This window comes from Nannocystis pusilla, from assembly GCF_020073745.1.
GTDB classification, from domain to species: Bacteria; Myxococcota_A; Polyangia; order Nannocystales; family Nannocystaceae; genus Nannocystis; species Nannocystis radixulma.
On the sequence record NZ_JAIRAU010000011.1, the window covers coordinates 208,295 to 230,654 of the forward strand.

13 protein-coding genes are annotated in these 22,360 nt (G+C 69.3%); 9 read left to right on the forward strand and 4 right to left on the reverse strand.

The window, feature by feature from the left end; genetic code table 11:
• Positions 1-36: 36 nt before the first annotated feature.
• The 4 genes from K7C98_RS12440 to K7C98_RS12455 form a co-directional block, all read right to left on the reverse strand.
• On the reverse strand, positions 37-552 hold the full coding sequence (locus tag K7C98_RS12440) for an SRPBCC family protein (RefSeq protein ID WP_224191837.1): 516 nt from the start codon (positions 550-552) through the stop codon (positions 37-39).
• Positions 549-893, reverse strand: coding sequence for an ArsR/SmtB family transcription factor (locus tag K7C98_RS12445; RefSeq protein ID WP_224191838.1), 345 nt, complete (start codon positions 891-893; stop codon positions 549-551). Before K7C98_RS12445 ends, K7C98_RS12440 begins: the two co-directional genes overlap by 4 nt.
• 315 nt (positions 894-1,208) lie before the next feature.
• On the reverse strand, positions 1,209-1,985 hold the full coding sequence (locus tag K7C98_RS44720; RefSeq protein WP_224191839.1) for a nuclease A inhibitor family protein: 777 nt from the start codon (positions 1,983-1,985) through the stop codon (positions 1,209-1,211).
• 175 nt (positions 1,986-2,160) lie between these two features.
• Positions 2,161-3,270: a trypsin-like peptidase domain-containing protein gene (locus K7C98_RS12455; protein ID WP_224191840.1), complete on the reverse strand. Its 1,110-nt coding sequence runs from the start codon at positions 3,268-3,270 to the stop codon at positions 2,161-2,163.
• A gap of 141 nt (positions 3,271-3,411) precedes the next feature.
• Between K7C98_RS12455 and K7C98_RS12460 the strand changes: the two genes are divergently transcribed.
• The 9 genes from K7C98_RS12460 (at position 3,412) to K7C98_RS12500 (ending at position 22,359) form a co-directional block, all read left to right on the forward strand.
• Positions 3,412-4,098, forward strand: a complete 687-nt coding sequence (locus K7C98_RS12460) for an RNA polymerase sigma factor (protein ID WP_224191841.1) — start codon at positions 3,412-3,414, stop codon at positions 4,096-4,098.
• A gap of 75 nt (positions 4,099-4,173) precedes the next feature.
• Positions 4,174-6,996 (forward strand): protein kinase domain-containing protein, encoded by a 2,823-nt coding sequence (locus tag K7C98_RS12465; RefSeq protein ID WP_224191842.1) that lies wholly within the window; start codon positions 4,174-4,176, stop codon positions 6,994-6,996.
• A 46-nt stretch (positions 6,997-7,042) separates the two neighbouring features.
• Positions 7,043-7,465 (forward strand): hypothetical protein, encoded by a 423-nt coding sequence (locus tag K7C98_RS12470; protein WP_224191843.1) that lies wholly within the window; start codon positions 7,043-7,045, stop codon positions 7,463-7,465.
• A complete protein-coding gene (locus K7C98_RS12475; protein ID WP_224191844.1) occupies positions 7,462-8,994 on the forward strand; it encodes a caspase family protein in 1,533 nt (510 codons plus the stop codon). Before K7C98_RS12470 ends, K7C98_RS12475 begins: the two co-directional genes overlap by 4 nt.
• Before the next feature lie 7 nt (positions 8,995-9,001).
• Entirely contained in the window at positions 9,002-9,268 is a 267-nt protein-coding gene (locus K7C98_RS12480) for a DUF3892 domain-containing protein (RefSeq protein ID WP_224191845.1), read from the forward strand.
• 198 nt (positions 9,269-9,466) lie between these two features.
• Positions 9,467-10,201 (forward strand): hypothetical protein, encoded by a 735-nt coding sequence (locus K7C98_RS12485; RefSeq protein ID WP_224191846.1) that lies wholly within the window; start codon positions 9,467-9,469, stop codon positions 10,199-10,201.
• Positions 10,202-14,506 carry a protein kinase domain-containing protein gene (locus K7C98_RS12490; RefSeq protein ID WP_224191847.1) on the forward strand — a complete coding sequence of 1,435 codons (4,305 nt, stop codon included), beginning with the start codon at positions 10,202-10,204 and terminating at the stop codon, positions 14,504-14,506.
• A gap of 92 nt (positions 14,507-14,598) precedes the next feature.
• Positions 14,599-18,612 (forward strand): BREX-2 system adenine-specific DNA-methyltransferase PglX, encoded by a 4,014-nt coding sequence (pglX, locus tag K7C98_RS12495; protein WP_224191890.1) that lies wholly within the window; start codon positions 14,599-14,601, stop codon positions 18,610-18,612.
• Between the two features lie 3 nt (positions 18,613-18,615).
• Positions 18,616-22,359 (forward strand): hypothetical protein, encoded by a 3,744-nt coding sequence (locus tag K7C98_RS12500; protein WP_224191848.1) that lies wholly within the window; start codon positions 18,616-18,618, stop codon positions 22,357-22,359.
• Position 22,360: the final 1 nt, after the last annotated feature.

A 22,360-nucleotide genomic window follows, 5' to 3' on the forward strand; every position in this document is an offset into this window, starting at 1 on the left:
TACGGCAAGGCGGCCTCGGCGACCGGGCCCGACGATTCACGCCGCAGTCGCCGCGCGCTGCAGCTCCACCACCACGTCTTCCATGCGGTTGTACGACACCTGCATGCCGCCCTCCATGCCCGAGTTGATGTGGCCGTCGCGGTGCTCCTTGCACGAGTGGTGGATTAGCGTCGTCATCGTCGTCACGCCGTCGACCTCGGTGAGCGTCATGATGTTGACCGCCTCGCCGTCGGGGAAGCCCTCGTACACCTCGGTCGACACCAGCCGGTGCGGCCGTTCGATCTCGCGGTATTCGCCGTGGAAGCCGACCTCCATCTCGCGCTCGCGGATCACCCAGCGCCAGCGCCCGCCCACGCGCAGGTCGACCTCGCAGACCAGCCACTCGGACGTCTCGAAGCCCCACCAGCGCTTGACCAGCTCGGGCGTGGTCCAGGCCTTGAAGATGAGCGCCGCCGGGGCATCGAAGGCGCGGGTGATGAGAATCTCGGTGTCCGACGGCAAGGTGACGACGGCCGATCCATGGCGATTGCTGACGATCTTGTTGCTGTTCATGACTGCTCTTCCTCCTGGTTCTTGAGCTCGGCGAGCAGGTCGTCGAGCCGGTCGAGACGTGTGTTCCAGGTGCGCTCGAACGTCCGCACCCAGTCGTGGATGGGCTTCAGCGCCGGCCCGTTGAGCCGGTACCAGCGATGCCGCCCGTCGACGCGCACGAGCACCAGATCCACCGCCCGCAGCACGCCGAGGTGCTTGGACACCGTCGGCTGACTGACGCCGAGCCGCTCGGCCAGCTCGCCGACGGTCGCCTCCCCGCTGCCCAGAGCATCGAGGAGCTCGCGCCGACTCGCCTCGGCGACGGCGTTGAAGACATCGGTGGTCGTGGGCGTGCGAGCCACTCCGCCATCATATTCCGATATGGGAATGTGTCAAGCGCGGGGCCTCCCGAATTCGCACGCCCCGGAAAATCAGGCTCACCCCGAGCGCGCATGCAGATGCATGCCCGCGCGACCCATCGCGGCGCTGCATGACCGGCGACGCGAGCATCGCCCGCGCAGCTCGCCGGCTCACGGCACGCTCAGCGTCGACCGCAGCGACCGGCCGCCCTCGGACATCGCACCTGCATCATCCTGCCAGCGAACCGCGAGCGCGCGCTCGCGGTCACTGCTCCAACCACCGCGCGCGCCCCAGCGACGCGCGCCGCGAATCACACCTCAGCTCCAGCGGACGCGCGCGCGCAGGCCCGCGAGACTGCCGTCGGGCGCCACGCCGACGATGTAGACCGGGTGGATCGGCCCGCCCTCCGGGTCCTGGCCGAGGATGTACACGTGCAGGTCGGCCAGCGTCGATTGCATCGCCTGCGCCAGCGCCACCGCCTGGGCCGTCTGACCGGGCGTGTGGTGATCGACGAGGCGGCGGAAGAAGTCGGCCGCCGACTCGATGCGGGCGATCCGGTCCTTCGGGTCGTCCGTCTTCAGGCCCAGCGTGGCGATGAAGCTGTGCGCGTTGAGGCTCTCGAGCTGCGCCGGCGCGTGGAAGCTCAGGAAGTGCTCGTTCGTCAGCTCGGTGCCGAAGTCGTCGAGCACCAGGTTGAACGCCAGCGCCTCGAAGTGCAGCGACAGCTCCTCGCCGCTGCGCTGGCGGTGGCGCGCCACCTTCACCGCGAGGCGACCGAGCGGCGGCATGGCCGCGACCTCGTCGGCGGACAGCCCGTTGTCGTTGGTATCGAACGCCGCCACCAGCTGCTCGCGGGCCGCCTTCAGGGCCGCCTCGATGTCGCCCCGGTCGACGCGCTCGCTCGGGTTGCCGTCGCGGCGGACGATGAAGCGGTAGAAGAAGTCGACGAGATCGCGCTCGGCTCCGGTGAGCTCGGCGATCTTGCGCCGGATCTCCGCACGACTGGTGATCCCGTCGCGGCCCCCGGCCTCGGTGATCTGGGCGGCCGCCCACTCGAACGCTGCGTTGACCTCGGACTTGGCGATGCGTGACACGGCGCGAGTGTGCCGGGGAACCCGCGGCGGGCCAAGCGAATTCGCCATCGTGCGCCCCCCTCCGGGCCCCGTCGGCGCTCCCGCACGCGCATGCCTCGCGCACTTCGGCGCCGCGAGCCACTGGCACATGCCCCCCGCGTCGGGTCCGCGCGCGGCACGCTCACCACTCGCGGCCTCAACACCGACACGTCGGCTTCACCAGCAACCCGCGGATCGCCGGCTCGAGGTCGGCGAGGATCGCCTTGAGCGGAACGCCCTGGTTGTTGACCACGCGGCCGTCGGAAGTCCCGACCGGCTGACCGCGGCTGCTGTGCAACGCCACCAGGCGCAGCCGCTCGTCGAACACCGCCGACCCCGACGAACCGGGCAGCGTGTTCACGCGGTAGCGCAGCCGCGTGCCGTTGCCGTTGTAGCCGTCGAAGCCCGGCAGCCCGAGCGCGACGCGCAGCGGCTGCTGGCGCGGCTCCCCGGGCCGCCACATCTCTTTCCGCGGGTGTTGCAGCACGAACGCCAGGCGCTCGCGCACCGGCTCCGGCGGCGGCTGCGACAGATCGAACCAGCACCGCGGCGTGTCCTCGCCTGCCGGCCGCCGGTCGCCGATCTTCTGCTCCAGGCGCAACAACGCATAATCGAGCTCGGTCGCCGCGGGCAGCTCCTTCGTCTCGTGCGGGCGATGCGGGATCGACCAGTCCGGATCGAGGCGGACGCGCACCGGAGCTTTCGCCGCGCCATCGAGCCCCATCCGATAATCGAACAGACACGCCACGTCGTCGGCGCCGACCGACCCCGCGATCAGGTCCGCGGCCACATGGTAATTCGTCAACACCAGGTCGCTCGCTACCAACAGCCCCGTGCCAGCCTTCTCGCCGACCTCGACGGCGCATACGTGGCGCTCGTGGCACACCAGCTTGGTGGCGAGCTCCGTCGGATCGAGGAAGCCTGCAAATGGATGCACCACCTCCTCGAGCGACCTCCCATACGCCTGTGCCGCCGCCATTCGCCCGGGCTGGCGTTCGCACAGCTCGATCACGAGGGACAATAACTCGGGCCGACTCCCGCGCTCCTTCGCCGCGGCCAGCAGCAGCTCGCTGGTCGCGCCGAACCGCTCCGCCTGCTCGACCACCGCGTGGAACAGGTACGCGACGGGCTGCCCCCATCGGACCCGACCCGCGATCTCGGGAACCTCGCGCTCTACCAACAACTTTAGGTCCTCACCGCCGTGCGTCGTCAGCAACACATCGACGAGCCGCTGGCGCTCCGCGCCGGACAACTTCAGAAAGGTCATCGTTCACTCCTAGAAAGGAGGACCTTACCACTTCGCGTCGGCCGCGTCTCGCCCGGCGCGGAGGTCATCGGTCTTTTCGCCGCCCGGGCCACGTGGTACTCGTCGAGGGTGAGTGGCGACGACCGATTCGACGACAGGTTTGTGCATGACCAAGATCTCGAGCGCGACGAGGGCGGCGCGGCCCGGGCGGCGCGTCAGTCGCTCGAGCGGTCCGAGCTCGACCTGATGGCCGCGTGGGTCGCCGGCGACCGCAAGGCCGGCAACCTCCTCGTGAGGACGTACCTCAAGCCGGTAACCCGGTTCTTCCAGGCCAAGGTCCACGATACCACCCGCGTCGAGCAGCTCGTCAGCGATTTCCTCGAGGAGCTCACCAAGGCGCCCAAGAAGGTCCATACCACCGTGCGAGCCTACATCTTCGGCGTCGCCAAGTTTACGCTGTTCCGCCACTACCGCGAGCGTCATCACAACCTCGAGGACCCCATGGACAGCACCCTCATCGCCCTCGACACGAACGAGTCTTCGTTCATCGCCAACCAGCGGGTGGAGACCCGCCTGGTCCTCCGGGCGATGCGCAAGCTCGAGCTCCGGCGGGCCATGGCGCTCGAGATGCACTACTTCGAGGGCATGAGCGGGCGGGAGATCGCCGAAATTCTCGGGGAGCCCGAGGGCACGGTGCGCGGCCTCCTGCGCCTCGGGCTCGTCGAGCTACAGCGCGAGATCGTGGCCCAGGAGCGCGACCCGCAGGTCCTGGCGGCCTCGCAGACCACGCACACCTGGCTCAAGGGACTCATCCGCTATATCGAGTCCCTGCGCCTCAAGCGCACCTAGCTGAAACCTTTTTGAGGCATCGTGATCGACAGCCCGGCGCGCCGGCACCTCGTATTTTGCTCGGCTCGATGGCCCATGCTCGACATACCCGCGACCGATCCCCCGCTCCCGCACCCCGTCGACGATGAGGAGACCGATCGGATCACCGTCAAGTTCGCCGCCCAGCTGACGGGCGACGCACTCGACAGCTCTGGCGACGGCCTGAGGATCGATCGTTACATCAACGCCGAGGTCCGCGCCCGCGGCGGCATGGGTCGCGTATTCGTCGCCTACGATCCGGGCCTCGACCGCACCGTCGCCCTCAAGGCCCTGCCCGTCGGCTTGCTCCCGCACGAACCGGGCGCGGACACCCCGCGGCGCGAGGGCATGGCGCTCGCGCACATCGACCATTCCAACGTCGTGCGGGTGCTCGAGCTCGTCGAGCACCGCGGCCTCGCCTGTCTCGTGCTCGAGCACGTCGACGGCCCGCACCTCGGCGACTGGCTCAAGGCCCCGCGCGACTTCCGCGACATCCTGCACAAGTTCATCCAGGCCGGCGAGGGCCTCGCCGCGGTCCACCGCGCCGGCCTCGTCCACCGCGACTTCAAGCCGGCCAACGCCGTCGTCGGCCCCGGCGGCGTCGTCAAGTTGATCGACTTCGGCCTCGCCGTGCGGCCCGAGTCGCGTCGTCCCGACGATCCCGACGACCGCCCCGGCACCCCGCGCTACATGGCCCCGGAGCAGATCGACGGCCGCCAGGTCGACGCCCGCTGCGATCAATTCAGCTTCTGCGTCGCCCTCTACGAGGCCCTGTTCCGCGCCCATCCTTATTTGTCGCGCGACGACACCCCGAACGCCGACCAGAACCCCAACGCCTTCGACGCCGACGCCGAGCAGGCCTCCCGCGCCACCATCTTCGACCAGATCCTCGTCGGCGCGCCCCGCCGCCCCGAGCGCGTCCCCCCCGGCCTCCCGCCCAACGTCGTCCCCGCGCTCCTCCGCGGCCTGTCCCCCGCGCCCGAGGACCGCTTCGACTGCATGGACCCGCTCCTCGCCGAGCTCCGCCGCGACCCCCGTCGCAGCCGACGCCGCGCGTTCCTCGGCATCGCCGGCGTGCTGGCCTTCACCACCGGCATGTACGCCGCGCTCCGCCCCGAGCGCTGCCCCCCTCAAGACGAGTATGAGGCGCAGATCTGGGATGATAGAATGCGAGCTCAAGTCAAAGCCAATCTCAGTGCATTCGGGGACGGGCCTGGCAAGGCTCTCAATGCGGCAGTCACAGGTCTGGCGACAGCCCAACACAACGCATGTAAGGAGGATGCTCGCGGTCAAGTGCGGGAGACCGATGACGTCCGCGACGAGTGCTTTCAACTCCGAAAGGGCGAGCTCGCCACGCTCATCCAGCAGATCGAGCGCAGCGATCAGAAGCACATCTCCGAACTTCTGAAGAACCTCAAAGATCTGCCGCCCGTCAGTTCCTGCGACGACTTCATCCGGCTCCGCTTCAACTGTGCCGAAAGCGGCTTCTCCGCGCAAGCGCGCATCGACAGTACAACTGCTCTTTTGGTCGGAGACACCGACCGCGCCCTCGCACGAGCGAAAGACGCCTTACGAGAAGCAGAGAGCAGCGGCACGATGGGCTCGCGCGCTCGGGCAAACATCCTCCTCGGACGGATCGCCTACGCGCGAGGCGACAAGCCTCGCGCCCTGCATCACCTCACACAGGCTATCGACCTCGCGGAGCACAACGCTTGCTTGACCGCCACCGCCGAGGCGTACCACTGGTTCGTGAAGCTGGCCGCGTTCGAGGAGCAGATCCCTCTCTCGCGTGCCGAATGGTACTCTCAATATCACCGGTATCGTATCTCCGACGGAGACCGGGCCGCTCAGGCCAACGTCCTGAACAACCGCGCCCTGCTCGCCGAGCGTCGCATCGGCGATCTCCCCCGCGCCGAACGGCTTCTACGCGAAGCCATCAAGCTCCGTCAGCCCGAAAGCGACCAAACCGCCGAACAGGCCGACAGCTATCTCAACCTCTCCAGCGTCCTCTACAAGCTTGAGAGGTACGATGAGGCCTTGGATGCGCTCGCCAAGGCCGACACTCGTCGCTCCACAGCAGTCGGACCGGAACACCCCGATCATGCCAAGCACCTGCGTAACCGCGGCCTCATTGCAATGAGCCTCGGTGACGCCGCCAGGGGCCTTGGCCACCTCAAGGACGCTCTGGAGCGGGCCAAAAAAGGACTAGACGCCAGCGCCCCGTATCTCGGCGAATATTACGCCACACTTGTCATGGCATATGATCACGTGGGTGACTTCAAAAGCGCCGTGAAAGCAGCCGAGGGCGCCGTGTATGTATACACGGATGAAAACGAGCGCAGCGAAGCCTTCCAGAACCTCGCTCAGGCTCTGCTCGCCGCCGAGCGCTTCGCCGAAGCTCTCCCCGCCCTCGACGAGTCCGAACGATTGCTCGGTGCAGCCGAGCACCGAGCCGAGCGACGAGGTTCCATCGCGCTCAAACGCGGGGAAGCCCTCCGTGGACTAGGGCGCCATCAAGACGCCGAGCGCCACGCGCGTCAATCTCTCGTCTTTTTTGACGAGGCCGGCCTGACGCCGGACCACTTGTTGAGGGCCAATGCGAATCTCGTCCTCGGCGAGACGCTGAACGATCAGCGTCGCTGGCGTGAGGCCATACTCCCATTCGAGCAGGCCGTCGCCATTTGGGGATGGCGTGACAATGGATTCGATCTCCTACCTTACGCCTGGACGGGACTCGCCGAGAGTCTCGTTCACCTCCCCGGTCGTGAAGACGAGGCTCGTCGAGTGGTTGATGAGGCACGGCGTTCGCTCTCCGTGATCGACGATGCCGGCGAGCGGCACTCTCTGGAGCAGCGGCTGGCCGCATGCCGGCTGCGTTGAGTTACCAGGAGGTATACCGATCATGCCCACCGTTCATAATGCCGACGTGCTCCTCTCCCTCGAGACGGGATCCACCGCTTGGACCGTCCCCATGCAACCCGGAACCGACGCACGCTGGAGCACCCAGACCGCCAATTATGCGTGGGATTTCACGCTCACGGAGGCCCAGGGCCGGGATCAAGTCCAGTTTCGCGTGCCGACTCAGGTCGTCCATCCCGTGCACGGTCCGTTCAACGTCACCGCCACGCACACGATCGGCGGGACGACCAGCAGCCCGTGGTCGGCCTCCGGCAGCTATCTCTGCTCGGTGCCGTTCGCGTCCGGAAGCCAGCTCTACATCGAGGTCGAGCTGACCCCGGTCGACGAAGACCTGCCGCTGACTGAGCCCCTGTGCGTCAACCTGCGTCGGGGCGGACACTACATCGTCAAGACCGCCGGAGGCCCCGATCCGGACGGCCGGCGCCGATGACCCACCGGGCGCTCCTGCTCGGTGCGGCGTATGGTTCGCTGCTGCACGTCCCGCGCAGCCTCGATCGTCTCGAGGCTGCGCTGGGCAAGCACGGCTTTCGCCCCATCGAGCGCCACCTCGACCTCGCCCCCGAAGCGCTCCTCGCCAGGCTGGAGCGCTTCGCGGCGACCGTCGAAGTCGGTGACGCCGTGGCCGTCGTCTACGTCGGCCACGGCGGTCACCGCCATGGCCTCGGCTATCTCCGGCCGAGCCCCGGCCTGCGGCCCGTCGTCGGTCTCGAGCTCGGCGCCCGGCTCGCCGCTCTTCTCCCCACGACGAGCAACGTCACCCTCGTGCTCGACTGCTGCCACGCCGCCGGCGTGCTCGAAGATCCCTCGCACCTCGACGCCACTGCCCTGTGCCGGATGGTCGCCGCCCAGTGTGAGCGGATCGACCGCTTCGAGGCCCTTCCCGACGAAGCTCCGCTCGAGCACGTCGTCCAGCTGCTCGCCGCCGCGGCGCCGGAGAACGCCCTCGAGGATCACGAGCGGGCCTGCGGCCTGTTCTCCAGCGCCCTCGCCGACGTCCTCGAGCACTGCGTCGGCTCGGAGGTGGCCTGGCACGAGGTGCTCGACGAGATGCGCCTGCGCATGCGCACGCGCCCGGGCGGACGCGAGCAGTCCCCGACCCTCGGCGGCCGTCACGCTCGCCGCGTCCCGTTCAGCGAGCGAGAATCCTCGCTGAACTACGACGATTTCGCCTGCACGCTCCTCCGCTCAGGTATTCACGTCGAGGCCGGCGCACTCGCCGGAATTACCCCCACCGACCGATTCGCCATGCGAGCCCTCGGAACTCCGCTCGGTGCCGCCGCTCCGCTGGCGAGCGTCACCGAGCTGGGCCCCGACCATGCAGTCTTGACCCCCGACGGAGACTCACCACCCTTGCCTCTCGGCCTCCCGCTGCGAGCCGTGCGAACGATGCCGACCCGGCATCCCCCGCCTTCGCGCTGGCAGCAGCTCCTCGACGCCATCGCTCTCTCCCCCCGGCTGCCTCCCGCAGCGTTCGCCCTCCGCTGGGGTCACATCGACCACGACACCCTGACCCAGCTCCCCGAGGAGGGCGGCCGAATCGGCTCCGACGACGACCTGTGGATCGCCTTCGGCACGAGGAGGAGCAAGTACGCCTACCGGCTGTACTTCGCCGTCTTTCACCTCGGTCCGGACGGCCGCCTGACGCCGCTGAGTCCGGCTCATCCCCAGGGCCTGATGCTACCCTGCGATCACGACTTCCTGCTCGCCTCCCGGCTCGCGCACGGCCTGGCACACGCCGACACCCTCGCATGGTCCAAGGGACAGCCGCCCGGCGCGCACGCGCTGGTCGTTCTCATCAGCGACAGGCCGATCGCCGTGGACACGATCGCGCGCTCGATCCACGAGGCCTTCGCCGACCCGCTCGCTCCCCCGACCACGCTCTACGCTCTGGCCCGGATGAATTTTTCCGTGATCCGCGGCAGGGTCCGTGATCTATCCTGTCATCTCCGGGCACCATAAACCGCGAATGTCCCTCTACTATATCACCAACGCCACCAAGGACTCCTCCGGCGCCATCGTCAGGCTCAAGGCCTCGGAGGCTTCGCCGACCGTCAGCGGCCTGGTCATGTCCAAGGCCGACATGATTCGGCTGCTCGATCCGCCCGGGCGCAACACCGCCAAGACTTACAAGGACGGCCGTACCGCCGACGTCCGCGTCAACGACGGGCGCTACCTCCGCTCCGACGCCAACGACACCAGGGCCGACAACCTCGGTGATCTCCCTCCTGTCTGATCGGCCACGGAATTAGCCCTCGCCTAGCTTACCGGTCCTGCTCCCAACCCGCTGACAAACCTCCGGCGGCGTCGACCGATCGTGAATATCGCGTCAAGGATGACGCCGGCGCTGCGGCGCCGTCTATCGATCACGACGGTCGGCGCCGCCGCCGAGCTGCACGTACGCAGCTCTCGAACACCAAGGAATGGTGTCTATATGTCGGTAGACTACGACCTCGCCAGGCCTTATTGTGTCGCCGCGCTCACGGCCCTGCGCTTCCTCGACGAGCGCACCGGCCGCCGCCGCTTCGGACCTGACGCCGACGCCCGGTGGCGCGCCTTCGCCGGGGAAGACCTCGGGGAGGTCCGGCATCCCGGCACGCGTGTCCGCGTGCTCGACGACGCCGACCGCATCGAGCTCCTCCTGCGCGACGCTGACGCCCAGTGGCCTGGCGCCTTTGGTGCGAGGGTCGTCTTCGACCTCCCGGCCGTCGCCCGGGACGACGCCTTCGGTCCCGAATGGACCCCGATCGCCGAGGCCCACGCCTTGTGGCGCGACGTCGCCGCCACGAAGCACCCCGATCTCGCCCGGCTCGTCGCGCGCCTCTTCGCCGTCTGGGACGTCGCATTCGTCCCCCCGCGGCTCCCCGCACTGCAGTTGAGCTCCCGCTGGCTCCTGCACGGCCCGAACGCCGTCGCGGCCGCGCTCCTGGCGTTCTCCGCCAGCCAGGGCGCAGTCTGGCACACGCAGGTCGTGGTCATCGCCGAGCCCCCGCTCGTCGACGGCCTGCGCCCCCACCAGCGCCGCGTCCGTGCCCTCGCGCGCCAGCTCGCCACCCTGGCCGGCGGCCTCTTGAGCCAGCAGGGTCCCACCCAGCTCTTGGGGCATGTCCCCGAGGACAGCGAGCACCCCGGCTACCAGCGGATCACCTCGGACCTCACGGAGCGCTGAATGTCCAGTCGACGCTTCGCAGTGACCGGCACCGTGGCCTCGGCCTGGGAGCTCGAGACGATCGAGTTCGTCTTCTCTCAGCTCCCCGACCAGGATCCATTCCACGCGCGCGCGCTCGTCGAGCTCCGCGACCCCGCCACCGGCTCCGTCCACGATATCGACATCCTGGTCCTGGGCGACTCTGCGCTCTACCTGATCGCGCTCCGCGACTGCCCGGGCAGCATCGAGGGCGACGATCTCGCCTGGTGCTGGACCTCACCGCAGGGTCAGGTCCGTCACCTCGAGCATCCCTTGCGAGCGCTGCACGCCAGGGCCCACGCCCTCGCCGCGCGCCTCGACACGGCTCTGCGCAAGCGAGGCAGCCTGCGCCGGGGCGAGCGGCTGCCCCCGATTCAGCCGCTCGTGCTCCTCGGCAACGCCGAGCCGAGCGACCTTCGTCTCAACGTCCCCGGCCGCGCGTGCGTCGTCCAGCGCAACGAAATCGCCGCTGCGCTTCGCCGCCACGAATTCCCGGGCGCGACCGCCGAACGCCGCGAGCGCGTCACAGCGATCCGCGCGCATGCCATTCAAGCGGGGCTCGACACGATCGGTCTCCGTCCCCGGCGCGGCCCGATCCGCATCGGAGCCTATGTGCTCGGCCCTGCGCTCGCCGAAGGTCGCGGATACCAGGATCGCGAGGCCATCCATAGCGAGCAGCCGAACGTGCGCCGGCGCGCGCGCATCTACCTCGTCCCCGACCAGACCGATCAGGCCGCCCGGCTCGCCCTGCGCCGCGAGGCCGACCGCGACCACAGCCTGTTGTGGAGCGTGCGCGAGCACCCCGCCGTCCTCGCCCTCCACGAGTACGTCGGCGACGCCGCGCTCGGTCCCGTCCTCATGCTCGACGCATTCGAAGGAGGCGTCTCGCTGCGCGAATTCCTCGAGCGGCGGCCGACCCTCTCCTTCGCCGATCGCATGGCGATCCTCGAGCAGATCGCGCTCGCGCTTGCGCACTGTCACCGGCGGATCGTCTATCACGGCAGCCTCGGCCCCGACGCCGTGCTCGTGCGCCAGCTGGCGCCCGACCTGCCGCCGGAAGTCCGCCTGTACAACTTCCAGGCCGGACGCAGCCTCGACGTCTCGCCGACCGCCCATCGCTCGCGCTTCGCGTCCGAGCCCGGAGGCGCCTACCAAGCCCCCGAGCTGTTCAGCGCCGCCGACGCCATCGGTGCAGACACGGATCATTTCAGCCTCGGCGCGCTCTCCTATTATCTATTCACCAATCAAGCGCCCGCTCAGAGCGGGATCGAGTTGCAGCAGCGCCTGGTCCGCGACGGCGCCCTCGACCCGCGCAGCGTCACCGACAGCGTGCCCGACGTCGTCGCCCGAGCGATCGTCCAGGCCACCCGCCTGTCCCGCAGCGCCCGCGGCTCGACCGCTCACGGCGCCGACCTCGGCGCCTGGATCGAGGGCATCAAGGCGGGGCTGTGCCCGACGCGGGCCGAGGACGGGTTCGTGCCGCCGCTCCAGGCCCGCGCCGGCGATCGGCTGCGCGACGATCTCGAGGTCGTCGGTGTGCTCGGCCGCGGTGCGAGCGCCTGCGTCCTCGAGGTCTCGCGCGCCGGCCAGCGCTTCGCCCTCAAGGTCAGCCTCGGCCCGGCTCAGGACCAGCGCCTCCTCAACGAGGCGCGCGCGCTGCAGCGGGTCCGTCATCCCCGCATCGTCCAGCTCCACGAATCCTTCGTCCTCGGCGAGCGCCAGTGCCTGCTGATCTCTCTCGCGGGCACTCGCACCCTGCAGCAAGCGATCGACCAACAAGGCAGCATCGACCTCGACCTCGCGCTCCGCTACGGCTCCGATCTCCTGTCCGCGCTCGAGCACATCGAGGCCAAGAACATCGCCCATCGCGACATCAAGCCGGCCAATTTGGGCGAGGGCTCTCTCGGCAAGCAGAGCAAGAGACTCTCGCTGTTCGACTTCTCGCTCGTCGGCGCCGATGCGACGCAGGTTGATGTCGGCACCGAGCCTTACCGCGATCCCTACCTCCCGCTCCGCGGCCAGTGGGACAGCGCCGCCGACCGGTGGAGCGCCGCCATTGTCCTGCACGAGATGCTCACCGGCGTCCGTCCCGCATGGAAGCCGCGCGGGATCTCCCCGCTCGCCCACGACGCGATCCTCATGATCGCCAGCGAACGATTCGAGCCCGCCGTCCGCGATCGACTCACCACATTCTTCGCCACGGCCCTCGCGCGCGAGCTACCGCAGCGGTTCGCATCGGCCAAAGCGATGCGCAGCGCCTGGGAGGAGCTCGGCTCCCCCCCGCCTTCCCCGCGCCGGCCCGAGCGCCTCTGTGAGACCGAGGAGGCTCGTCGGCAGGTGCTCGCCGCTCTACCCGTCGACGCTCCGCTCGACGCTTTGCCGCTCGGAGTGCGTGCCCGCAACGCCCTCGACCGCGCCGGACTCACCCGCGCCATCGACCTGCTCTCGCTCCCCGACAATCGCCTGTCCGCGATCCGCGGCGCCGGCAGCAAGGTCGCCCGCGAGATCGACGAGCTCCGCAAGTTGTGGTTGCGTGAGCGCGCCGCTCCGAATACGCCGAGTTTCTTTCCGCAGTACCGCGGCGCCGATCTGCGGATCGACCTCGCCGACCTGCCGACCGTCGCCGCCCAGGCGCTCGCCGACGCCGGCCTCGATCGTCTAGCGGCCGTCGCTTCGGCTCCCGAGGAGCACCTCCTCACCCTCGCGCGGCGCCACGGGTTCGACCTCGCCGACATCCGCGCCGAGCTCCAGGCTCGCCACAGCAGCGCCGATACCCGCGAACGTCCGACCACCAGCCGCAGCTGGATCGACGCGCTCCTCCCGAATGCTCCGCTGGTCCGCCGCTGGCTCGGGCTCGACGGCGCTCCCGTCGCTCCCGGCGCGGTCTCCGGCGCCGTCCACAAAGAGCTCGCTCGCGCCCGCGAGCGCACCCTGCAGCACCCCGCGCTCGCCGAGCTCACGGAGCTCGTCTGCGGCGTCGTCGACGACCTCGGCGGCATCGCACCCCTGTGGCGCGCCGCCGAGGCCCTGCGAGCCGGCCTCGGGGAGTCGACCGACGACCGCGACGCCCTCGCCCGCTCCTCTGCCCTCGTTCGCTGGGCAGCCGAATTGTCGCAACACAGCCTCGACGCGAGCGCCCCGCCGCGCAGCCTCTGGATCGTGCGCCTCGGCGACGATCGACCGGAGGCCGCGGCGTGGGTCAGCCGGGATCACGAGCGCAGCGAATTGGTGCGTCGCCTCGGGCACGCCGCCGACGGTCTGGCCGCCCGCGACGTCCTCGCCGCTCCCAGCGAGGCCGAGGTCGCCCTCCACGAGATCGTCCGCGGCACCCCGCTCGAGCAGCTCCCACAGAGTCGGCTCATCGATCTCGCCGCGCAGGCGAGCAGCACCGCCGTCTGCTCGAGCCGCCTCGAATTGTATCACCGGCAGCTTCCTGCCGACCGCGCGATCCTCCACGCCGCGCCCGCGCTCACCGGCGACCTCACCCCTGACGAAGTCCATCAACGCGTACGCGCTCGCTACCCCGAAGCCGCACCGTTGCCGTGTCGCCCCGAGCTCGACGCGTTGCTCGCTCCGCTCGGCCTGTTGTGGACCGGCGATCGCTACCGCCGGCGCGGCGACGAACCCCGCAGCTCGCTGAACACCCACGCGCGCCTCACCACGCGCCGCCCGACGGCGCACCCGCACCAGCTCCCCGCCGCGACCCACGAGGCCGTCCACAGCCGCGAGTTCGAGGCACGCCTCGAGTTCGCCATCCGCGGCCGCGAGACGCTCCTGCTCGCCGTCAGCCCGCGCCTCGCCGATCGCGCCGCCGCCGAGCTGTCCCGCGTCGTCCGGCGTCCGCCCTGCCTCCTCGATCGCCGCCTCATCGCCGCGATCGAGGCGCTCGCCCGCACCTACGAGATCGATCGCGCGGTCCTCGAAGAGACCGATCGCGCCGGCGAGTCGAGCCCGGAGTGGCCGAACCTGTGCCGCCTCGCCGCCGAGGCCGCCGATCATGTCGCCGACGAGCTGTTCCCGAACCGCGAGCCGCTGCTGCTCGCGCGACCTGGTCTTTTGGCCAGATACCGCCTCAGCGCGTTCCTTCACCGCGCCGTCCAGGGCACCCGAGACCGCGACGCGGCGTCTCTGCTGTTCCTCGTACCATGTCATCGCTCCCACATGATCGAGGACATCTTGCCCGTCCCCGGTCTCGCCGCAGCCCAACGACTTCACATCCCCGAGCCGTGGCTCCTCAACGAGGGCCGCAGGGCCCGGACCGATCATTCGTCATCCTCCAACACTTGACCTCGAGACCATACGGTGGGCTCGAGGCTCTCTTGCCAGCGCGAGTCCCCACCGGTCACCTCGGGTCCCCTCCGAAAGCCGCCCGTGACCGTATGTCCCGCCCGCGCAAACTCCGTCTGGACGACCTCCCCGCTCAGCCCGACCCTCGCACTCCGCTGGACACCGCCGCGTTCCTGAGCGTCGCGCGCCCGGTCCTCGCCAGCCTCACCGCCGACCTGCTGCATCGCGCCGACGCCGACCCCGGCATCCGCAACGCGCTCGAGCGGCATCATCAGGCCGACCTCGCCGACTCGCGCACCGCCGACGATTATGCAGTGTGGCGCCGCGGCGTCGTCGTTCAGGTCGCCGCCGCCTGGCTGCTGTCCTGCGTGTTCGTGCGCGTGCTCGAGGATCGCGGCCTCGTCGGAGCGCGGATCGCCGGGCCCGGCGCGCTCGACGGCCAGTCTTCGTTCTTCCGGATCGCCCCCTCGCTGGGCGAGCGCGAGTACTTGTGGATCGTGTTCCGCGAGCTCACGTATCTGCCGGCCGCGACCGCCCTGTTCGACCCCGCTCACAACCTCGTCTGGCGCCTCGGCCCGTCGGCCGAGGGCTGCAAGCAGCTGCTCCAGCTGTTCCGCTCCCCTCATCCCGAAGCTCCGGCCTTCCGCTTCGGCCAACCCGACACCCGCTTCCTCGGCGACCTCTATCAGGACCTCGACGACGGCGTCCGCGAACGATTCGCCCTCCTCCAGACCCCCGACTTCGTCGAGCGCTTCATCCTCGACCGCACGCTCGAGCCTGCGATCCGCGAGTACGGCGTCGACGACGCCGACGTCATCGATCCGACCTGCGGCAGCGGACACTTCCTGCTCGGCGCCTTCGAACGGATCTTCGACCACCTCCGCCTCGCCCACCCCGGCCTCCATGACCGCGAACTCGCCGCGAGGACCCTCGAACGGATCTACGGCGTCGACATCAACCCCTACGCCGTCAGCATCGCCCGCTTCCGCCTCACCCTGCGGTTCCTCGAGCGCGGCGAGTACACCCGTCTCCTCGGCGCCCCTGCCCCCGTCCTCCATGTCATCGTCGCCGACTCGCTGTATTACGGCTTCGCCGGCGGCCAGGGCGACCTCGGCGAACGCCCCCACCAGACCCGCGAACAGACCGCCGCCTGGTACGGCGCCAATTTCTCCCTCGAAGACCCCGCCGCCGCCCGCCGCGTCCTCGTCGAGCGCTCCTACGCCGCCGTCGTCGGCAATCCTCCGTACATCACCTGCAAGGACCCAGCGCTCCGGGAATACTATCGCAAGCGCTACACATCTGCGTCCGGCAAGTACGCCCTCTCGGCCCCGTTCATGGAGCGCTTCTTCCAGCTCGCCAAGCGCGGAGGCGGCTACGTCGGGCAGATCACCTCCAACTCGTTCACCAAGCGCGAGTTCGGAGCTGCCCTCATCGAGAAGGTCCTTCCGACCGTCGATCTCGAGCTCATCGTCAACACCGCGGGGGCTTTCATCCCTGGCCACGGCACGCCGACGATCCTCATCTTCGGCCGCAATCGCCCCCCGAGCGGCGACCACGTCGACGCGGTACTCGCAAAACGCGGCGAACCAGGCGTGCCCGCAGAACCGGCACGGGGCCATGTCTGGCGCAGCATCGCAGATCACTACGCCGAACACAACTTTGAGAACGATTTTATTTCAGTTGAAACAATATTACAATCCATTCTCCGTTTTCATCCATGGCCTCTTGAGGGTGGCGGAGCGGCCCCTCTTAAGGCTCGCATCGAACGCAAAGCTCGCACCTCTCTACGAAAAATGTCACACAGCATCGGGATATCTTGCGTCACCGGAGAGGACTCACTCTACGTAATGTCCGAAGCTGTCGCCAATCGCCTCAACGTCGGAGGGCGAATGCCATTGGTCACGGGAGAGAATCTCAGAGATTGGAGCATGAGCATAAACGACGCCGTGCTTTTCCTCTACAATCCCGACACTCATCTTCTTCGCCCCGAAATCGAACTAGCGCTTGAAATCAAATTCCTCTGGCCCTACCGAGCGGCGGTTATTCATGGCAAGCGTCATGGCGTCTGGTACGAATTATACGAGCTGGCAGCCTCAAAGCTCGCTTTTTGGCTGACGATAACATATGCAGAAGTGGCATCTCATAATCATTTTGTTCTCGATCGAGGGGGCAAAGTTTTCAACCGGACCGCACCGATCATCAAACTCCCACAAACCACAACCGAGGAAGAGCACTTAGCCCTTCTCGCCTATCTCAATAGCTCAACAGTCTGTTTCTGGATAAAGCAAGTGGCCTACCCGAAGGGCACCCATTCTGAATCAAGGCCCGAAAAAGGGGACCCTGAGGGCAATCGCTACGCATTTTCGGCGACAGCAATCAGCGAGCTCCCGATAACAGCAACAGAGGATTTCACCCCACTCATCCCCTACGCCCGCCAGTTGGAGCACCTCCAGGCTCAGCGCGACCGCCTCGCCCCCCACCCTCTCATTAAAACCGCCCTCGCCAGCGGCGAGGATCTCGCCGCCGCCACGGCCCGCGCCGAGCGCGAGGACGCGGCCTTGCTCGCGCGCATGGTCGGCGTGCAGGAGGACCTCGACTGGGCCGTCTACGCCATCTTCGAGCTCGCCCCGCCCGCCACGGCCGGCCGCTGGACTCCCGACCTCGAGCTGACCCCCGAGCAGCGCCCTTTCAAGTCTCCGACCCCGCCTGACCACCTCGGCGAGGCCGATCGCGCCCTCTGGCACGCTCGCGCCGCAGCGATCGCCGCCTCCCGCGATCTTCGTCTGATCGAGAACCCCGTCAACAAGCGGCGCTGGTGGGGTGCTCGTGGCGTGTTTGCGCACAAGGTCGCCTCCTTCGGCGAGCGCGTCGCAGATGCTGCGGCCGAGCAGCTCGCCGATCTCGCCGAGCAGCTCTTGCGCGCCCGCTGCGAGCGTGGCCTGCCCACCGTCTTCACCGCCCGCGACCTCGAGCGCGAGCTCGACGCCGAGCCGCGCTATCAAGCCCTCCGCGAATTCCTCGTCGCCCGTGACCCGCGCCTCGACCCGCTGCGCGATCGACTCGAGCGCGAGTCCGTCCCGTTCCTCGCCGGCTATCGTTACAGTCCCTCCGGCCGCGAGCGTCACGCCCGCTGGCGCGAGGTCTGGGACCTCCAGCGGATCGCCGACGTCAGCGAGGCTGCCCTGCCCGGATTACGCGACGCCCTCGCTGCTGCCAGCGAGGCCGCCCGGATCGCCAGCGATCAGGCCGTCGCGGAGCGCAGCAAACTCGCCGGAGCCCCTGTCCGCGGCGGTCGGACTCGGAAGACCTCCAGCGACGAGTCGCCGCCCAGCCCTCCCGCTCCGACCTCCCCCGCCTTGCAGGCCGCCGAGGCCCGCTCCGCTGCCGCTCAAGCCGCCCAGAAGGCCGCACGGGACGAGCTCGAGTGGGCCGAGAACCACCACCGCAAGGTCCGCAAGCTGATCCCCGTCCCCAGCAAGTACGAGCCCGGTGACTTCCGCAGCCCTGCCTACTTTCGCCTGCGCGGCAAGCTCGACGTCCCTCACGAGCGATTCATCAGCTATCCCGACGCCGCCAGCGCCGTCGATCGCCACCCCGTCTACGGGTGGGCCGGCTGGAATCACCTCCAGCGCGCCCTCGCGTTGTTGCAGCTCTACTATCACCGCAAGCTCGACGAGGGCTGGCCGCCCGATCGGCTCGTCCCGCTCCTCGCCGGTTTGGACGAGCTGTTCCCGTGGATCAAGCAATGGCACGCGGACGAGCGTCACCCCGACACCGGCGAGCGCTACCTCGACGCCCTCGACGCCCACATCGCCGCCGGCTGCATCGAACTCGGCGTCAGCCGCGGCCAGCTGCAGACCTGGGCCCCGCCCGACCATCGCCGGACCCGCGCCGCGCCGCCTGCGAATGTCAATTCTCGGCGCGCGCCCGCTCCCGCCAATGTCATGACCCCTGACGGACCCCTCGCCAACAAGACACGTCGTCGCACGCACGAGACCGCGAACACCCCCGTCCCCGATTCGTCCCGCGCCCCCACCTCCACCACCCCACTCGACGACCCTGCCAAGAAGCGCCGCGGACGGCCGAGCAAGTCCGAGATTGGATAAACCATGTCGACCCAGATCCGCGACCTCTTCCAGCTCCCGGCGGAGATCCGCCCGATGGACTTCACCGTCGTCCTCGCCGACGGCATCAGCCGGCCCGAGGACACCGTCGCCACCTATCGGGTCACGCCTGCGCTCCAGCGGGCCTTCACCCAGAGCCTCGACCTCGTCGCCACCGCGCTGCGCGACGGTCGCAGCCAGGCCGCCTATCTGCACGGCAGCTTCGGAACCGGCAAGTCGCACTTCATGGCCCTCCTCAGCCTCCTGCTCGCCGGCGACCGCCACGCCTGGTCGTTGCCGGAGCTCGCCTCCCTGCGCAGCGGCCACCCGTGGACCGGCGAGCGCGAGCTCCTGCAGCTGCGGCTGCACATGCTCGACCAGCCCAGCTTCGAGGGCGCCATCTTCGGCGCCTACCTCGGCCATCTCCGCGTCCATCACCCCGACGCACCTCTCCCGCTGCTGTTCGCCGACACCGGCCTGTTCAACGACGCCGACGCGCTGCGCGAGCAACTCGGCGACGCCGCCTTCTTCGCCGCGCTCGGCCCTCCGCAGAAGACGGGGCGGTGGGGCAAGCTGGCGAACAGCACCTGGGACCGCGCGCGCTTCGACGCCGCCCGCACCTCCGGTTCGCCGCAGGAGCGGGCCGACCTCCTCACCGCCCTCGCGCGCACTCCCTTCTTTCGCAGCATCGCCGACGAGCACCGCCGTACCTACGTCGACTTCGACACCGGCCTGCAGGAGCTCACCCGCCACGCGCAGGCGCTGGGATACGCCGCCGTCGTCCTGTTCCTCGACGAGCTGATCCTCTGGCTCAGCATGAACGCCGGCAGCCCCGACTTCATCAGCACCTGGGTCGGGCGCATGGTCAAGCTCGTCCAGGGCGACCACGCCCGCCGTCACATCCCGCTCGTCAGCTTCGTCGCCCGGCAAAAAGAGCTGCGCTTCATGATCGGCGAGGAGAACGTCGGGCCCGAGCAGGCCCACGCCGAGGAGGTCCTGAAGCTGGCCAAGGGGCGCTTCGGCGAGATCAGGCTCGAGGACGAGAACCTGCCCGCGATCGTCGAGAAGCGGGTCCTCATCCCACGAGACGCAGCCGCCGTCGCGGCGATCGACCGCACCTTCGCCGCGCTCGAGAAGAGCGCCGGCGCCAGCTGGAACACTTTGCTCGGCGGCGGCCACGATCGCCACGCGTTCCGCCAGGTCTACCCTTTCAGCCCCGTCCTCGTCGACGCGCTCATCCGCCTCTCGCAGCTGTTGCAGCGGCAGCGCACCGCCCTGCGCCTCCTCGTCGAGCTCTTGCACGGCCACATGGACGACGTCGAGCTCGGCGATCTGGTCGGCGTCGGCGACCTGTTCGACCCGCTGCTCTTCGGCCCCCCGCCCGACGACAACTTGCAGGCCGCGCGCTTCCGGGCAGCGCGCCAGATCTACACCGACGACCTCCTGCCGCGCCTGCGCGAGGCCAACGGCACCACTACCCCCGACCGCTGCCAGCGCGCCCGCGACGGCGCGCGTCAGGATCTCGGCTGCTCCGGCTGTCCGGTGCGGGCGTGCCGCAACGACAACCGTATCGTCAAGACCCTCCTGATCAGCGCGCTGATCCCCGCGCTCCCGGCCTTCCAGGCGTTGACCGTCAAGCGCCTGATCCAGCTCAACCACGGCCACATCCGCAGCCTGATCCCCGGCCTCGAGATCCAGGACGTCGCCACCCGATTGCGCCGCCTCGGCCAGGCCACCGGCCACATCGAGGTCGGCCGCGAGTCGGACCCCTCCATCTCGATCGTCCTCGATCAGGTCGACGTGCAGTCGATCGTCAACCGCGCCCGCGAGGGCGTGAAGACGGGTCTGTGCCAGAGCGTCCTCGGCGCGCTGTTGTTCGAGGCGCTGGCGCTCCCCGACGACTTCCGCCCCGTCGTCGACTACAAGCTCGACTGGCGCAACACCCGACGCAGCGGCGAGCTGGTCTTCGGCAACGTCCGGCGCATGTCGCCCGAGCAACTGCGCTGCCCCGACGAGCACGACTTCCGCGTCGTCATCGACTACCCGTTCGACGAAGGCAGCTACGGGCCGCTCCACGACATCAACGCGCTCGAGGAGTTCACCGCCCGCGGGCCCGGCTCGTGGACACTCGTGTGGCTGCCGAGCTTCTTCTCCGGCGAGACCTACCGCGCGCTCGAGGACCTCGTGGCGATCGACATCGTCCAGAGCGAGCCGCTCATCTACCTGCAACACCTCAGCGTCGAGAAGCAGGCGGCCGCCCGCAACCTCCTGCTCAACCTCCAACGCGAGAAGCGGTCGCTCCTCCTCGACGCGCTCGAGAAGGCTTACGGCCTCGCCCCGGTCAAGGACAGCGACCCGGCCCTCGACCGCGCCCGCTGCGTCCCCGAGCCGCTCCGCCTGCTGGTCCCCGGCGAGCGGCTCGCCCCGTCCTTGTTCGCCCCCAACCTCAAGGCCGCGCTCGCCAGCTACATCCCGGCGCTGCTCGAGACCCGCTGGCCGCACCATCCTCACTTCGGGCTCCGCCTCGCCAACAAGTCGGTGATCGAGTCGGTGCTGCACTGGTTCGACGTCCTGTGTGACCAGCCCGACCACCGCCTCGCCGAGCTCAAGCGCGACGAGCTCGACGTGTTGCGCGGGACTCTCGGTCCACTCGGCGTGGTGCGCGTGAACGAGTCGGCCGTCAACCTCGTCACCGACGGCCCGCTGCAGCGTGTCGAGCGGCGGCGCGACCAGGCCGCGGTCGACAACCCGACCGTCGACGAGGTCGCCGCCTGGCACGGCGAGGGCTTTCGCTTCGGCCTCCAGCCCGAGGCCCTCGCCGTGCTGGTCCGCTGCTACGCCCGCTTGCACGCGCGGACCCTGGTCTCCGGCGGTCGCCCGTGGACGCCCGGTCCCACGCTCCCCGGTCTCGTCGTCCTCGAGAAGCCGGAGCTCCCGCGCGACGAACCATGGAGCCGCGCCCTCCGGCTGGCCGGCGCCGCCTTCGGCTTGCAGGTCCGCGCCTCCAACACCGCCGACAACCTGCAGGCTTTCGGCTCCGCGCTCGAGCAGCGCCTCCGCGAGCTCGGCCCCGCCGCGCTCGCGCTCCCCGACCTCCTCGCCGGTTGGTCGACCGCCCTCGGCCTCCCGGACGACGCGCCGCGCCTGCACATCGCCCGCTCGGCCTCCGACCTGGTCCGCGCCCTCACCGGCCGGCGCCCGCTCGAGCAAGTCGAGGTCCTGGCGAGCTTCACCCCGCATGTCAGCGCCAGAGCCGTGGGCGCCAGCCTCGCCACCGCCGGCCGGCTCGTCGAGCAGCTCGGCTCCGCCCTCGTACGCGCCAGCTTCGAACAGCTGCACCTGCGTCCGGACCCGCCGCCGCAGACCGCAGCGCTGCTCGACGAGCTCGCCGAGCTCCTCCACGCCGGCGAACACGAGCGTTCGCTCGTCGGGCAGCTGCAACAGCTCGCCGAGCGGGCCACCCGACTCAACCTGCAGGCGGTGCAGCCACCCGGCGAGCGCGCCCCACCACGACCTGTCCCTCCGGACATCTCGCGATCGACGTCCGGTACCCGCCGCTGGGACCCCGGCGTCGATGCCGAGCCGCCGGAGCCGGCGGCGCCGAACTCGGGGCTCGTCCCGCGCCGCTGGGACCTCGTCACCGTCGGCGCGAACGAACTCGACGCCCTGCTCGCCGAGCTGCGCGCCGCCGGTCTCGCCGCGCCCGGTCCGCTGCGCTGGCAGGTGCAGGTCCAGCAGAAAGGTCGGTAGC